This is a genomic window from Mesorhizobium sp. M6A.T.Cr.TU.014.01.1.1, from assembly GCF_004022765.1.
GTDB lineage: Bacteria > Pseudomonadota > Alphaproteobacteria > Rhizobiales > Rhizobiaceae > Mesorhizobium > Mesorhizobium mediterraneum.
The window spans coordinates 74,243-87,988 of sequence record NZ_RZPG01000017.1 but is presented as its reverse complement, the minus strand read 5'-3'; the positions used below and the strand labels follow the sequence as shown (position 1 = coordinate 87,988).

At 63.7% G+C, this 13,746-nt stretch carries 16 protein-coding genes and 1 tRNA gene; 7 read left to right on the top strand and 10 right to left on the bottom strand.

The genetic code is table 11. From position 1 onward, the window contains the following. Positions 1 to 60 precede the first annotated feature (60 nt). The 5 genes from EN885_RS19950 to EN885_RS19930 all read right to left on the bottom strand — a co-directional run bounded on the left by EN885_RS19950 (position 61) and on the right by EN885_RS19930 (position 3,632). Positions 61 to 1,626, bottom strand: a complete 1,566-nt coding sequence (locus EN885_RS19950) for an amidase family protein (RefSeq protein WP_128242561.1) — start codon at positions 1,624 to 1,626, stop codon at positions 61 to 63. Next, positions 1,626 to 2,084 (bottom strand): GNAT family N-acetyltransferase, encoded by a 459-nt coding sequence (locus EN885_RS19945; RefSeq protein ID WP_127205642.1) that lies wholly within the window; start codon positions 2,082 to 2,084, stop codon positions 1,626 to 1,628. Before EN885_RS19945 ends, EN885_RS19950 begins: the two co-directional genes overlap by 1 nt. A 7-nt stretch (positions 2,085 to 2,091) precedes the next feature. After that, positions 2,092 to 2,379: an Asp-tRNA(Asn)/Glu-tRNA(Gln) amidotransferase subunit GatC gene (gene gatC, locus EN885_RS19940; RefSeq protein ID WP_095793007.1), complete on the bottom strand. Its 288-nt coding sequence runs from the start codon at positions 2,377 to 2,379 to the stop codon at positions 2,092 to 2,094. A 92-nt stretch (positions 2,380 to 2,471) separates the two neighbouring features. Beyond that, positions 2,472 to 2,885: a hypothetical protein gene (locus EN885_RS19935; RefSeq protein WP_127291660.1), complete on the bottom strand. Its 414-nt coding sequence runs from the start codon at positions 2,883 to 2,885 to the stop codon at positions 2,472 to 2,474. A gap of 39 nt (positions 2,886 to 2,924) precedes the next feature. After that, on the bottom strand, positions 2,925 to 3,632 hold the full coding sequence (locus tag EN885_RS19930; protein WP_095485276.1) for a metal-dependent hydrolase: 708 nt from the start codon (positions 3,630 to 3,632) through the stop codon (positions 2,925 to 2,927). Positions 3,633 to 3,732: 100 nt separating this feature from the next. On the opposite strand from EN885_RS19930, the gene ruvX reads away from it, so the two are divergent. Further along, entirely contained in the window at positions 3,733 to 4,218 is a 486-nt protein-coding gene (gene ruvX / locus EN885_RS19925; protein WP_095485277.1) for a Holliday junction resolvase RuvX, read from the top strand. On the opposite strand, the gene EN885_RS19920 is transcribed toward ruvX, so the two are convergent. From EN885_RS19920 to EN885_RS19910, 3 genes are all read right to left on the bottom strand, one after another. After that, the gene (locus EN885_RS19920) at positions 4,185 to 4,496 is read right to left on the bottom strand and encodes a DUF6105 family protein (protein WP_077384057.1); all 312 of its coding nucleotides are present in this window, start codon (positions 4,494 to 4,496) and stop codon (positions 4,185 to 4,187) included. The genes ruvX and EN885_RS19920 overlap by 34 nt on opposite strands. Next, entirely contained in the window at positions 4,496 to 5,074 is a 579-nt protein-coding gene (locus EN885_RS19915) for a hypothetical protein (protein ID WP_095485278.1), read from the bottom strand. Before EN885_RS19915 ends, EN885_RS19920 begins: the two co-directional genes overlap by 1 nt. Before the next feature lie 128 nt (positions 5,075 to 5,202). Next, positions 5,203 to 6,831, bottom strand: coding sequence for a DNA alkylation response protein (locus tag EN885_RS19910; protein ID WP_095485563.1), 1,629 nt, complete (start codon positions 6,829 to 6,831; stop codon positions 5,203 to 5,205). Between the two features lie 177 nt (positions 6,832 to 7,008). Here EN885_RS19910 and EN885_RS19905 point away from each other — a divergent pair, with 177 nt between their 5' ends. The 4 genes from EN885_RS19905 to dprA all read left to right on the top strand — a co-directional run bounded on the left by EN885_RS19905 (position 7,009) and on the right by dprA (position 11,177). Beyond that, positions 7,009 to 7,968, top strand: coding sequence for an aspartate carbamoyltransferase catalytic subunit (locus EN885_RS19905; RefSeq protein ID WP_095485279.1), 960 nt, complete (start codon positions 7,009 to 7,011; stop codon positions 7,966 to 7,968). Further along, entirely contained in the window at positions 7,968 to 9,254 is a 1,287-nt protein-coding gene (locus tag EN885_RS19900) for a dihydroorotase (protein WP_128242594.1), read from the top strand. The genes EN885_RS19905 and EN885_RS19900 overlap by 1 nt, the downstream gene beginning before the upstream one ends. Positions 9,255 to 9,426: 172 nt before the next feature. Beyond that, positions 9,427 to 10,014: a glycerol-3-phosphate 1-O-acyltransferase PlsY gene (gene plsY / locus EN885_RS19895; protein ID WP_128242560.1), complete on the top strand. Its 588-nt coding sequence runs from the start codon at positions 9,427 to 9,429 to the stop codon at positions 10,012 to 10,014. Then, positions 10,011 to 11,177: a DNA-processing protein DprA gene (dprA, locus tag EN885_RS19890; protein WP_128242559.1), complete on the top strand. Its 1,167-nt coding sequence runs from the start codon at positions 10,011 to 10,013 to the stop codon at positions 11,175 to 11,177. The genes plsY and dprA overlap by 4 nt, the downstream gene beginning before the upstream one ends. A 100-nt stretch (positions 11,178 to 11,277) precedes the next feature. On the opposite strand, the gene EN885_RS19885 is transcribed toward dprA, so the two are convergent. Continuing rightward, a tRNA-Lys gene (locus tag EN885_RS19885) sits at positions 11,278 to 11,353 on the bottom strand. Between the two features lie 149 nt (positions 11,354 to 11,502). Between EN885_RS19885 and EN885_RS34865 the strand changes: the two genes are divergently transcribed. Next, the gene (locus EN885_RS34865) at positions 11,503 to 11,973 is read left to right on the top strand and encodes a hypothetical protein (RefSeq protein ID WP_348631647.1); all 471 of its coding nucleotides are present in this window, start codon (positions 11,503 to 11,505) and stop codon (positions 11,971 to 11,973) included. Positions 11,974 to 12,026: 53 nt separating this feature from the next. Continuing rightward, on the top strand, positions 12,027 to 12,125 hold the full coding sequence (locus EN885_RS34860) for a BA14K family protein (protein ID WP_348631649.1): 99 nt from the start codon (positions 12,027 to 12,029) through the stop codon (positions 12,123 to 12,125). An 89-nt stretch (positions 12,126 to 12,214) separates the two neighbouring features. Here EN885_RS34860 and glpK read toward each other — a convergent pair whose 3' ends face one another. Then, on the bottom strand, positions 12,215 to 13,708 hold the full coding sequence (glpK, locus tag EN885_RS19875) for a glycerol kinase GlpK (protein WP_095485565.1): 1,494 nt from the start codon (positions 13,706 to 13,708) through the stop codon (positions 12,215 to 12,217). Positions 13,709 to 13,746: the final 38 nt, after the last annotated feature.

The window sequence follows — 13,746 nt, the reverse complement described above, 5'->3', positions numbered from 1 at the left end:
ATGCATAAACCAGGACCAAAGCGCCCCGCATCATTCAAATGCGATGCCTAAGGGACGACACTACCACCACTTTTCCGGCTGGAACGTACCCGCCGCCTGTTCGATGACGTGGGCGGTCTGGAACAAGGTTTCCTCATCGAAGGGCCGGCCGATGAGCTGCAGGCCGAGCGGCAGGCCCTTGGCGTCAAGCCCTGCGGGCACGGCGATACCCGGCAGTCCGGCCATGTTCACCGTCACCGTAAAGATGTCATTGAGGTACATTTTGACTGGGTCGGCGGCCATGTCCTCGTCGGCGATGCCAAAAGCCGCCGACGGCGTCGCCGGCGTCAGGATGACGTCGACGCCCGCCGCGAATGCATTTTCGAAATCCCGCTTGATGAGGTTCCGCACCTTCTGCGCCTGCAGATAGTAGGCATCGTAGTAGCCGGCGGAGAGCACATAAGTGCCGATCATGATGCGGCGCTTGACCTCGCGGCCGAAGCCGGCGGCGCGGGTCCTCTCGTACATGTCGACGATGTCCTTGCCCGGCACCCGCAACCCGTAGCGGACGCCGTCATAGCGGGCGAGGTTCGACGAGGCTTCGGCAGGCGCAACGATGTAATAGGCCGGCAGCGCATATTTCGTATGCGGGAGCGAAATGTCGACGATCTCGGCGCCGGCATCTTTCAGCCAGGCAATACCCTTCTGCCACAGCGCCTCGATCTCCTCGGGCATGCCGTCGACGCGGTATTCCCCGGGGATGCCGATCTTCATGCCCTTGATCGGCTTGCCGATCGCCGCCTCGTAATCCGGCACCGGCCGGTCGACCGAGGTGGTGTCCTTCGGATCGACCGAGGCCATGGATTTCAAGAGGATCGCGGCATCACGCACATCGCGGGCGATCGGTCCGGCCTGGTCGAGCGACGAAGCGAAGGCGACGATGCCCCAGCGCGAGCAGCGGCCGTAGGTCGGCTTGATGCCGACCGTGCCGGTGAAGGCGGCGGGCTGGCGGATCGAGCCGCCGGTGTCGGTGGCCGTGGCGCCGGCACATAGAAACGCGGAGACAGCCGAGGCCGAGCCGCCTGACGAACCGCCCGGCACCAGCTGGGCGTTGTCCAGCGTGCGCGCGGTCCTGGTGCCGCCGGCCGAGACGAAACCGCCATCGCCCTGATGCGTGGTCGGCATCACCACCGTATCGAGCCGCGAACGCCGCCACGGATTGACCACGGGGCCGTAATAGGAGGTCTCGTTGGACGAGCCCATGGCGAACTCGTCCATGTTGAGCTTGCCGAGCATCACGGCGCCGTCGGCCCACAGATTGGCGGTGACGGTCGATTCGTAGTGCGGCTTGAACCCATCCAGCACATGGCTGCAGGCCTGGGTGTGAATGCCTTCGGTGCCGAACAGGTCCTTGATCCCGAGCGGAATGCCTTCGAGCGACCCGCCCTCGCCCTTCGCCAGCTTGGCGTCCGAGGCCCTGGCCATGTCGCGCGCCTTGTCGTCGGTGACGACGACATAGGCGTTGAGCGCCGGATTGGCCCGCTCGATCGCCTGGAGATAGGCTTCGGTGAGTTCGGCTGCGGTGATTTCCTTGGCGCGCAGCTTGGCGCGGGCCTGCGAAATCGTGAGTTGCGTCAGGTCGCTCATCAGGCAAGGCTCTTTTCGTAAAACACCGACCACTCGGTATCGGGATAGTCCAGCACCGGGCCGCAGCGCGAGAATCCGGCGCGTTCATAAACGGTCCACGCAGCCGGATGGCGGTCGCCCGTTTCCAGCACCAGACGCTTCAGCCCTTCATTGCGCGCCAACGCCTCGACCCGCTCGACGATCCTGGCGCCGATCTTCTGTCCACGATGCGACGGCCGCGTGTACATGCGCTTGACCTCGCCGATGGTGCCATCGTGGCGCTTGAGCGCGCCGCAGCCGATGGCAAGGCCGTTGTCACGGGCGATGAAGACAGTCGTGTCGTTGTCGGCCATCTGTTCGACGGTCATGTGGTAGCAGTGCTCCGGCGGCGTCAATTCCAGCAGCGTGGCGTTGAGCTCCTTAACCAGCCCGCGCACATCGTCCTGCAGCGGCGTCTCGATGGCGATCTCGATTGCCATCGGCCCGCTACTCCACGACCTTCGGAACGAGGAAGAAATTCTCTTCGGTCGCCGGCGCGTTGGCGACGATGTCGGCCGCCTTGCTGCCGTCGGTGACGACGTCCTGGCGCTTCTTCATCTCCATCGGGGTGACCGAAGTCATTGGCTCGACGCCGGAAACGTCGACCTCGTTCAGCTGCTCGACAAAGCCCAGAATGGCATTCAACTCACCGGTCATGCGCTCGGCATCCTCCTCGCTCACCGCAATGCGGGCGAGACGCGCGACGCGCTTCACAGTCTGAAGATCAACGGACATATTTGTTTGTGCCTCGGGAAAACCAGTCCGCGCTATAGCGGCGCGGCGCGTGCCGCGCAACATGCATCGTGCCGAGAACCGGGCCCATAGGTCTATGGCAGGGCCACGCCGTCGCAGAGGAAATAGCTGCCGCTGTTGCTGCCCCCTTCGCTTTCGTCTTCCGCAGGCCGGACCGAAACCAGATCGACCTGCTTCGCGTTCATTTGCGTTACGGAGAGAACGTCCGGAAAGACGTGGCCGGGCTCCTGGCATATGGCTGTCACCGCCCAGCTCGGCGAGAGCGTCGCCTTGGTGATCTGAAGGAACTCGCAATCGTATTCGACGCTTTGCAGGCCACGCGCCGAGAGCACAATGTTGCCAGCGTCGATCAGCGACTGCAGTGTGTCCTTCCTGGCCTGCGCACAAAGATCCTCGGACTGGAGATAGACGCCTTCGATGAAGTCCTCCGCGGCGGACGCCGGGGAAGCCACAGAAACAGAAATGAAAAGAAAGCCCCTCAAAACCATGTTTTCACTCCATTTTGACGCCTTATACCTAGCGTCTTCCTACAAGCTAATCGTCTCGCCGATCTTCGGCAATGCCACTTTCACGTCCGATCCATCCATCCCCGCCACGAACTTTTCGGCAGTCTGATCGATGATCGGGAACGTGCCGAAGTGACTGGGGATGACAGTCTCGAACTGAAAGAAGCGCCGGCAGGCAAGGGCTGCTACCGCGCCACCCATGGTGAAGCGGTCACCGACCGGCACGATCCCGATCTTCGGCTCGTGCAACTCGTTGATCAGCGCCATGTCCGAAAAGATGTCGGTGTCGCCCATGTGATAGAGCGTCTTGTCTTCCGGGAAATGCAGAACGAGCCCGCCCGGATTGCCGAGGTAGGTGTTCTGGCCATTGTCGCGTGGAAACGACGATGAATGGAGCGCCTGGACGAAGGTGGTGGTGAAACCGCCGCAATCCACGGTGCCGCCGATATTGCCGGGATTGATCTTCTTGTCGCTGGCGCCCTGGCCGACCAGATACATGCAAAGCTCGAAATTGGCGACCAGCATGGCGCCGCTTTTCCCAAGCACTTCCAGCGCACCGCTGATGTGGTCGCTATGGCCGTGGGTCAAAAGGACATGCGTGACCCCTTCCGCCGGTCCTTCCCAGCCGCCCGTCCATGACGGATTGCCGACCAGATAGGGATCGATGAGGATTTTCGCGTCGGCGGTTTCGACGCAAAATGCGGAATGTCCGTACCAGGTCAGTTTCATGAATGCTTTCCTCGATTTTTGCTTCGGCAAAGGATAGAACGCCGGCACTAAAATTAAAGTCCCACAGCGTCCTTTGCGACGTGTAATCCAAGGAAAGCCGTTGAGCATCATCACCATCGAAGAGTTGCCGGCGCGGCTCAGCGGCGGCAAGACGCTGGCCGGGCTCGACCTCGGCGACAAGACCATTGGCGTGGCGGTTTCCGACCGGGGCTTTGCCTTCGCCCATCCGCGCCCCGTCATCATGCGCAGGAAATTCTCGCTGGATGCAGCTGTGCTGCTCGCCTTGCTGCAGAAAGAGAATGTCGGCGCCGTGGTGCTCGGCCTGCCGATCAACATGGACGGGTCAGAAGGTCCGCGTGCCCAGAAATCCCGCGCCTTCGCCCGCAACATGGCTGGTATGACCGACCTGCCCTTCGTTTTATGGGACGAGCGACTGTCGACGGTGGCGGCTGAGCGGACATTGATCGAGATGGATTTTTCGCGCCGCAAACGCGCCGGCAAGATCGATTCGGCCGCGGCAGCGTTTATCCTGCAGGGCGTTCTCGACCGGCTTCAGGCGCTCGGCGTCGATGCCTGGTCGAAATAACGGTCGCGCATTATCCTGATCCAGCCACCGATCACCCGGCGGCGGCGAAACGCCCAAAACGCCATCAGCAGCAGACTGTCGAGGATGCAGGCCTTTGCCACCATGCCAGGAATGAGCGCCGGATCAATGCCAAGCATTTCCCCATAGAGCTGGAAAACCAGGTCATGCAATTGGCGGCTCAGCATGACATAGCCGAAATTGATGTCGTTGAGCGACAGGAAGAACCAGCCCCAGAACAGAGCGAGCGGTGCCGCCCATAGCGCGAACAAGGTGCGCATCAGCGGCCATCCCTCAAGTTCGTGTCCGGCCTCAAGTTTGTGTCCGGCCGGCCGGAAATGCGCGAAAGCGCCGAGTTGTGCGCCGCCGCCTTCGCCATCACATGCGCTGCGGCACGGATTTCGCCGGTGCCCGGATCCGCTGCGGCAAAAGCCGACCGCCGCTCTGCGAGCATGGCGACATAGGAAGCCAGCAATGCCGCCAGCTGCACCGCGACGACCATGAACAGCCCGTTGATGCCTTGCGCGGCGCCGCCGACCACGATCAGCGACAGCACGCCGGAAGCGGAGATGAAGGCGACCCGCACAACGCTGTCGGTGGCGTCCGGATTTGTCGGGACGCTGAATAGAGACTCGACAAAAGCCCAGCAGAACAGCACCGCGACGACAAGCAGCGCCACGGCAAGCGGCGCCACCACGATGGCATTTTCGAGGTCGACGAAGCGGGTGTCCTGGACGGCAACGCCGAGCACGCCAAGCGCTGCAGCAACACCGCGATTTCCGTCGATGCAGATGAACGCCAGCAGGGCGAAAACGACCGCCCAGTGCAAGGCCAGAAAGGAGCTCAATATGTGCCGCATGGCGTTCCTGCTTCAGTAAACAGGACAGTGGGCTTTGCGGCTTGCGACCGCAATGGAAACCATTTGTTAAGGTTAACGGCTTTCCACAGAGCGGCGATCGACGAGGAAAATCCGTCCCCGAAGCCTTCTCAGGTGACCGGCGGATAGAGCGTGTCGATGATCATGCGCGCGTCATGGCGCGAATCGAGCATGCCATAGGTGTTGCGCCACTGGCCGGCGAGGCGCGTCTCGACGAAGGCGTCGGCGATCCGCCCTGCCCCCAGCCTGCGAAGCTCCGCCGCTGCCGCCGACAGTGCCAGTTGTTCGGTGAGCAGACGAGCCGAGCCCTCATCGGTTGCCGCGACCTGCATTGCCGCCTTGAGCACACCGACGGTGCCGCGTCCGCCGGCGCCGAGATCGCGGTCGATGCCGGCCAGCACCTCCTCGAACAGGCCGGGCGCACGCCCCAGCACGCGCAGCACGTCGAGCGCCATGACGTTGCCGGACCCCTCCCAGATCGCGTTGACCGGAGCTTCGCGATAGTAGCGGGCGAGCGGCCCCTCCTCGACATAGCCGTTGCCGCCGAGGCACTCCATCGCTTCATAGAGCAGCGGCGGCGCGATCTTGCAAACCCAGTATTTGACGACCGGCGTCATGGCGCGCGCGAAGGCCGCCTCGCCACGGTCGCCGGCCGCCTCGTCGAAGGAGCGCGCCAGCCGGAACGACAGTGCGGTGGCGGCAGCAACGTCGAGCGCCATGTCGGCCAGCACGCGCTGCATCAGCGGCTGCTCGATCAGATTGGTCCCAAACACCTGGCGGTGACGGGCGTGGTGGACGGCCTCGGCCAGCCCGGCACGCATGATCGCCGACGAGGCGATCGCGCAGTCGAGCCGGGTCAGCGTCACCATGTCCATGATCGTCTTCACACCCGCCCCGGGCTCGCCGATCATCTCGCCGATGGCGTTGACGAACTCCACTTCCGACGAGGCGTTGGAGCGGTTGCCGAGCTTGTCCTTCAGCCGCTGGAAGCGAAAGCCATTGCCCGAACCATCGCCGAGAATGCGGGGAACGAGAAAGCACGAAAGCCCTTCCGGCGCCTGTCCAAGCACCAGGAATGCGTCCGACATCGGCGCCGACATGAACCATTTGTGGCCAGTCAGCCGATAGAAGCCGCTGCCGGCGCGCTCGGCCCGGGTGACGTTGGCGCGGACGTCGGTGCCGCCTTGCTTCTCGGTCATGCCCATGCCGAGCGTCAGCCCGGCCTTTTCGACCGGCGGCTTCTGGCTCTGATCGTATTTGCGTGTCGTCACGCGCGGCGCCCATTCGCGAAACAGCTTCGGGCTTGCCATCAGCGCTGCCAGCGATGCGCTGGTCATGGTGATGGGACAGAGATGCCCGGTTTCGAGCTCGGCCGTCAGGTAGAAACGGGCGGCGCGCACCTGATGACGGCGGCCGATCTCGGCATCGCCATTTTCCCAGACCGACGAATGCAGCCCGTTCGCCACCGACCGGCGCATCAGCGCATGATAGGCAGGATGGAACTCGACCAGGTCGATGCGTCGGCCCTGGCGGTCATGGGTCCTGAGCTTCGGCGTCTCGACATTGGCGAGGCGGGCCAGCTCCTGCGCCTCCTGCGTCAGAACGAAACGGCCGAGCCCATCGAGATCCTTGCGCACCGGATCGGAAAAACGCTCGGCAAGCTGGATCAGCAACGGATCGCCCCGCCAGGCGTTACCGCCTGCCAGCGGCGGTGGCTGGTTCGTCACGTCGTCGGTCACGCCCAATCCTTCTATCGGCAGAAAGGCCTTATCATCACAAGGCCACGAATCCGAAGCCATCAGCTAGATATAGCCCAAGCCGCGCAACGCGCGCGACGAAAATACCGGGGAGAAAGGCCGCAATCCAAAGCTGGTGCTTGCAGCCAAAGGTCCTCCACCCTATAGCAGCGCCTTGAGATGACTGACGCTTCGTCCCTGCCGCTCTATCCCCACCGCCATCTTCTGGGCATCCGCGATCTTTCCCCCGCCGACATCGAGCTTTTGCTGGACCGGGCGGACCGAGCGGTCGCGATCTCGCGGCAATCGGAGAAGAAGACCTCGACGCTGCGCGGCCGCACCCAGATCAACCTTTTCTACGAAGCGTCGACCCGCACGCAATCGTCGTTCGAGCTGGCGGGAAAACGGCTCGGCGCCGACGTCATGAACATGTCGGTGGCCAGTTCTTCGGTGAAGAAGGGCGAGACGCTGATCGACACGGCGATGACGCTGAATGCCATGCGCCCCGACATATTGATCATCCGCCACCAGTCGGCCGGTGCTGCGGCGCTGCTGGCGCAGAAAGTCGGCTGCTCGGTGATCAATGCCGGCGACGGCGCCCATGAGCATCCGACGCAGGCGCTGCTCGACGCGCTGACCATCCGCCGCGCCAGGGGTCCGCTGTCGAAGCTGATCGTGGCGATCTGCGGCGACATCCTGCATTCGCGCGTGGCGCGCTCCAACATCATGCTGCTCAACGCGCTCGGTGCCCAGGTCCGCGTCGTGGCACCGTCGACGCTTCTGCCCGCCGGCATCGAGAAAATGGGCGTGATCGTCACCCGTTCGATGGCCGAAGGGCTCAAGGATGCGGATGTGGTGATGATGCTGCGCCTGCAGCGCGAGCGGATGGAAGGCGCCTTCGTGCCTTCGGTGCGGGAATATTTCCGCTATTTCGGCCTCGATGCCGAGAAGCTGAAGGCGGCCAAGGACGGCGCTCTGGTCATGCATCCCGGCCCGATGAACCGCGGCGTCGAGATCGCCTCGGAAATCGCTGACGGTCCGCAGAGCGTCATCCAGGAACAGGTGGAAATGGGCGTTGCCGTGCGCATGGCGGTGATGGAAGCGCTGCTCGATCCTCGCCGCAATCGCGAGGTTGCATGATGAGCACGACGGTCTTCAGCCGGGCTCGCATCGTCGATCCGTCGCGCGGCATCGATGAGGTCGGCACGGTCATTGTCGAGGGCCGCAAGATCGTCGCTGCCGGCAAGGCGGCCTTGAACCAGGGCGCTCCGCAGGATGCTGCCGTCATCGACTGCGCCGGCAAGGCTGTTATCCCCGGCCTGATCGATGCGCGCGTCTTCATCGGCGAGCCCGGCGGCGAACACCGCGAAACCATCGCCTCGGCCAGCGTGGCGGCGGCAGCCGGCGGCGTCACTTCCATCGTCATGATGCCCGACACCGACCCGGTGATCGACAATGTCGCGCTGGTCGAATTCGTGCTGCGCACCGCCAAGGATACGGCGATCGTCAACATCTTTCCGGCGGCGGCGATCACCAAGGGCCTCGAAGGCCGCGAGATGACTGAATTCGGCCTGCTGCGAGAGGCCGGCGCGGTCGCTTTCACCGACGGGCGGCACACGATATCAAGCGCACTGGTGATGCGCCGCGCGCTGACTTACGCGCGCGATTTCGGCGGCGTGATCGCCCATGAAACCCAAGACGCCGACCTCGCTTCATCCGGCGTCATGAATGAAGGCCTCTATGCCAGCTGGCTCGGCCTTGCCGGCATTCCGCGCGAGGCCGAGTCCATTCCGCTGGAGCGCGATCTGGCGTTGGCGCGGCTGACCGGCGGCGCCTATCACGCGGCCAAGATTTCGACGGCGATGGCAGCAAAAGCGGTAACGCGGGCGAAAGCCGACGGCGCGAATGTCACAGCAGGCGTCTCGATCCACAATCTGTCGCTCAACGAGAACGATGTCGGCGAATATCGCACCTTCTTCCGGCTGACACCGCCGCTGCGCGCCGAGGAAGACCGGCTGGCGATGATCGAGGCGGTCAAGGACGGCACGATCGACCTCATCGTCTCCTCGCACGACCCGCAGGACGTCGACACCAAGCGCCTGCCCTTTGCCGATGCCGCGGCCGGTGCCATCGGGCTCGAAACGCTGCTGGGCGCGGCGCTGCGGCTCTATCACAATGGCGACGTGACGCTGCTTAGATTGATCGAGACATTGTCCACCGCACCGGCAAGGCTGTTCGGCCTGCCCGGCGGCACGCTGAAGCCGGGCACTGTCGCCGATCTTGCGCTGATCGATCTCGACGAACCGTGGATCGTCAGCGAAAGCGGCATCCGTTCGCGCTCGAAAAACACCTGTTTCGAAGGTGCGCGGCTGCAGGGCAAGGTCTTGCAAACCATGGTGGCGGGCCGCACAGTGTTTTCAGCCTAGGGAGTGTCGATATTCAGTGATGCCGGCCTGCGAACGGCGGTTTCCTGCGCTTCCGGTACTCACGTACCCAAAAGTACGCTGCGTTCCGGTTCTCGGAAACCACCATTCTCGACTCGGCCTGACCTGAATCTCGACACTCCCTAAAGCCGGCAGTTGGAGTTCAGGGGGAACAATGGCTTACGACATCGTCTTGGCGCTGGTGTTCGGCTATCTGCTCGGCTCGATCCCGTTCGGGCTTCTGATCACCCGCGCAGCCGGCCTTGGCGACGTCCGCAACATCGGCTCCGGCAATATCGGCGCTACCAATGTGCTGCGCACCGGCAACAAGGGCCTGGCCGCCGCCACGCTGCTGCTCGACGCGCTGAAAGGCACGGCGGCTGTGCTGATCGCCGGTCACTTTGCACCGGAGCTCGGGCCTTGGGCCGGCCTTGGCGCCTTCCTCGGCCATCTCTTTCCGGTCTGGCTCGGCTTCAAGGGCGGCAAGGGTGTCGCCACCTATCTCGGCGTGCTGATCGCCCTTGCCTGGCAAGTGGCGCTGATCTTCGCCGTCGTCTGGCTGGCCGTTGCATTCCTGTTCCGTTACTCCTCGCTGGCGGCGCTGACGGCAGCAGTCGTCGTGCCGATCGCGCTTTATGTCCTCAGCACGCCGCAGATTGCCGGGCTGTTCGCGCTGATGAGCCTGATCGTCATCGTAAAACACCGGGCCAACATCGCGCGGCTGCTGGCCGGAACCGAGGGCAAGATCGGGGCCAAGGAGTGAGCCAGCGCGCCGCCGGGCCGCGGCTCAGCGATCGGCAGCGGTTGAGCTGGCTTCGTTTGATCCGCACGCCGAATGTCGGCCCGGCCACCTTTCGCGACCTGATCAACCGCTTCGGCTCGGCCGAGACGGCTCTGGAGATGCTACCCGAGCTGATGATTTCGGGCGGCGCCAGAAAGATCGTCCGCATCCCGTCGATTGCCGAGGCCGAGGTGGAGCTGGAAGCAGCCCACCGGGCCGGCGCGCGCTTCGTCGGGATTGGCGAGGCCGACTATCCGCCGCTGATGAAAAGCATGGACCATCCGCCGCCGCTGCTCGCGGTCAAGGGCGAAGGCGCGGTCTTCCGGCTGCCGGCAGTCGCCATCGTCGGCGCCCGCAACGCCTCGCTGGCCGGCATCAAGATGGCGCGGACACTCGCCGCCGAACTCGGCCGCGACGGCTACGGCATTGTCTCCGGCCTGGCGCGCGGCATCGACACGGCAGCACACCAAGGCAGCCTTGCGACCGGCACGATCGGGGTGCTGGCCGGCGGCCTCGACCTGCCCTACCCGCCCGAGAATGCCGGCTTGTGTGAGGAGATTGCCGCGCGCGGCGGCGCCATCATTACGGAAATGCCGTTCGGCTGGCAGCCGCGAGCCCAGGATTTTCCGCGCCGCAACCGCCTTGTCGCCGGCGCAGCACTGGGGCTGGTCGTTGTCGAGGCGGCACAACGCTCCGGCTCGCTGATCAGCGCCAGGCTTGCCGGCGAAATGGGCCGGCTGGTCTTCGCCGTCCCCGGCTCGCCGCTCGATCCGCGCGCCGCCGGCACCAACGCTCTGCTCAAGGACGGTGCCACCCTTGTCACCGAGGCATCGGACATTACCAGTGCGATCGCGCCGCTGGTCGGCGCGCTGGCACCAAGGACGGCTCCACTTGGCGAGCCGCCCGACTTTTCGGCAACGCCGCCACCCGGCGAGGACGACCGCGCCAGTGTCGTCGAAGCCCTCGGCCCGACGCCCGTAGCGATCGACGAGATCATCCGCCACACCGGCCTGCATCCCGCTCAGGTTTTCATGGTGCTGCTGGAACTCGACCTCGCCGGCCGCCTGGAGCGCCACGCCGGCGGGAACGTGTCGCTGGTTTTTTGGGGATATTTAGCAGGGTCGGTAGCCGGAAGCATCGCGTGATTGCGAGAAAATGTTCTCGCATGGCCTCGCATTTTCTCGCACGTTCCGGCGCTGTTCCAGACGCTAAAGCGCTAACTTACTGATTTCTCGCACGAAACAATGGTGAGCGCGCAGGGATTCGAACCCTGGACCTACTGATTAAAAGTCAGTTGCTCTACCGGCTGAGCTACGCGCTCCCGCGGGCTCAGAATGCCGCCCTCGAAATTGCGCGGAACATAGGGAGAGTGCCTCGACCGGTCAACCGGAAAAAGAGGGCGCGCAAGTCGGGCTTTTCCACGCACTTGCAGCGCCTCGCACATCGCGTCAGCAAAGGGCGGAACGGCCTTTGACAGACAAGCCCAATACCGGCTTTTCGTCGAGGCCGAGCAGGAGAGAGAACGTTACAGATCAGCAGCTTGCTACTTTGACGGAACAATTGCGCAGCCTGCCCGTTTTTGTCGCTACAAGGGACGACGCTTTCAAGGAGAAGATCATGAACAGGATCATGTCGGGCCTGCTGGCGACCGCGTTGTCAGCGTCATTCGCTGTAGCGGAGATCGTGCCCGTCAACGCCCAGCCCACCTACGTGCCGCTTGGTCAGAACGTTTCGTCGGATGTCCAGACTGTCGACCACAGGCGGTGGAGGCGTAGTTTCAACCGCGATCGCGATTTTCCCGCCGCGATTTTCGTCGTGGTTTCGCGCGTGACGACGGCAGGTATTGGCGCGGCCATCGCGGTTATCGCTATTATCGTCGCGGCTATCGCCGTCACGGCGACTTCTGGTTCCCGTTGGCTGCCTTTGCGACCGGCGCGCTGATCACCGGTGCGATCGTCAACCAGAACCGCCGCGTCTATCGAGGCGATTCGCACGTGGAGTGGTGCTACAGCCGCTACAGATCTTACCGGGCATATGACAACACGTACCAGCCTTACTATGGCCCGCGCCGGCAGTGCATCTCGCCCTATTGATAAAGCTCGGGCGGAGCTGAGTAAGAGTTATTGAAGAGCCTGCGCCGGCAACGGCGCGGGCTTCCGTGGTGACATCTTGCTCGAAGAACTTATTGCACGCTCAGCGTCCTGCGCACAGCATCGCGCCAGCCCGCCAGCTTGGCGGAACGGGCGGACGCATTCATCTCCGGCTTGAACCGCCGCTCGAGCGCCCAGCTCTTGGCGAAGTCTCTCGCCTTCGGCCAGACGCCCGCCTTAGAGCCGGCCAGCCATGCCGCGCCGAGCGCCGTCGTCTCCAGGATCGTCGGGCGGTCTACCGGCGCATCGAGGATGTCGGCAAGCCGCTGCATGGTCCAGTCCGAGGCCACCATGCCACCATCGACCCTGAGAACGGTCTTTACTGACGCGCCCTTCCAGTCCTTGCGCATCGCGTCGAGCAGGTCGCGGGTCTGGAAAGCCACAGATTCCAGTGCGGCGCGGGCAAATTCCGCCGGGCCCGAATTGCGGGTCAGCCCGAAGATGGCGCCGCGCGCTTCGGCATCCCAGTGCGGCGCGCCAAGCCCGACAAAAGCCGGCACCAGATAGACTTCCTGCGTCGGGTCGGCGCCCGCCGCCAGCATGCCGCTCTGCTCCGCCTTGCCGATCACCTTGATGCCGTCGCGCAGCCACTGCACGGCTGCACCGGCGATGAAGATCGACCCTTCCAGAGCATAAGTGGTCTTTCCGTTCAGCCTGTAGGCAATGGTCGTCAACAACCGGTTCTTCGAGCGCACCAGATCGCTTCCGGTGTTGAGCAGCGCGAAGCACCCCGTGCCATAGGTGGATTTCATCATGCCCGGCTCGAAACAGGCCTGGCCGATGGCCGCTGCGTGCTGATCGCCAGCCACGCCGAGGATTTTTATCTCTGCGCCGAACAGGCTTTCCTCTGTGATTCCATAGTCGTCAGCGCAATCCTTCACCTGCGGCAGCATTTTTGCCGGTATGCCGAGAATCGCCAGAAGCTCGTCGTCCCAGGTATTCTTTTCGATGTTGTAGACCAGCGTGCGCGAGGCATTGGTGGCGTCGGTGGCGTGAACCTTGCCGCCGGTCAGCCGCCAGATCAGAAAGCTGTCGATCGTGCCGGCCAGCAATTCGCCCTTCTCGGCACGTTTTCTGGCACCCTTCACCTTGTCCAGCATCCAGGCGATCTTGGTGCCGGAGAAGTAGGGATCGAGCAGCAAGCCGGTCTTTCTGGTGAACTTCTTCTCCAGCCCCTGCTTCTTCAATTTCTGGCACAGCGGCGCGGTGCGGCGATCCTGCCAGACAATCGCGTTGTGGATCGGCTTGCCGGTCGCCCTGTCCCAGATGACGACGGTCTCGCGCTGGTTGGTGATGCCGATCGCCGCGACATCCGACGCATGGCGGCCGGCGCTCTTCAGCGCAGCCTTCACCGTCGCCACGACGCTCGACCAGATCTCCTCGGGATCATGCTCGACCCAGCCGGAGGCCGGATAATGCTGGGTGAATTCCTTCTGCCCGCTGCCCACCATCTTCATCTCACGGTCGAACAGGATCGCCCGGCTCGATGTCGTTCCCTGGTCGATTGCAAGGATAAAGCTGTTCATTTCCATTCCCCTCGGCGCAAACAGGGGAGACGGCAAGA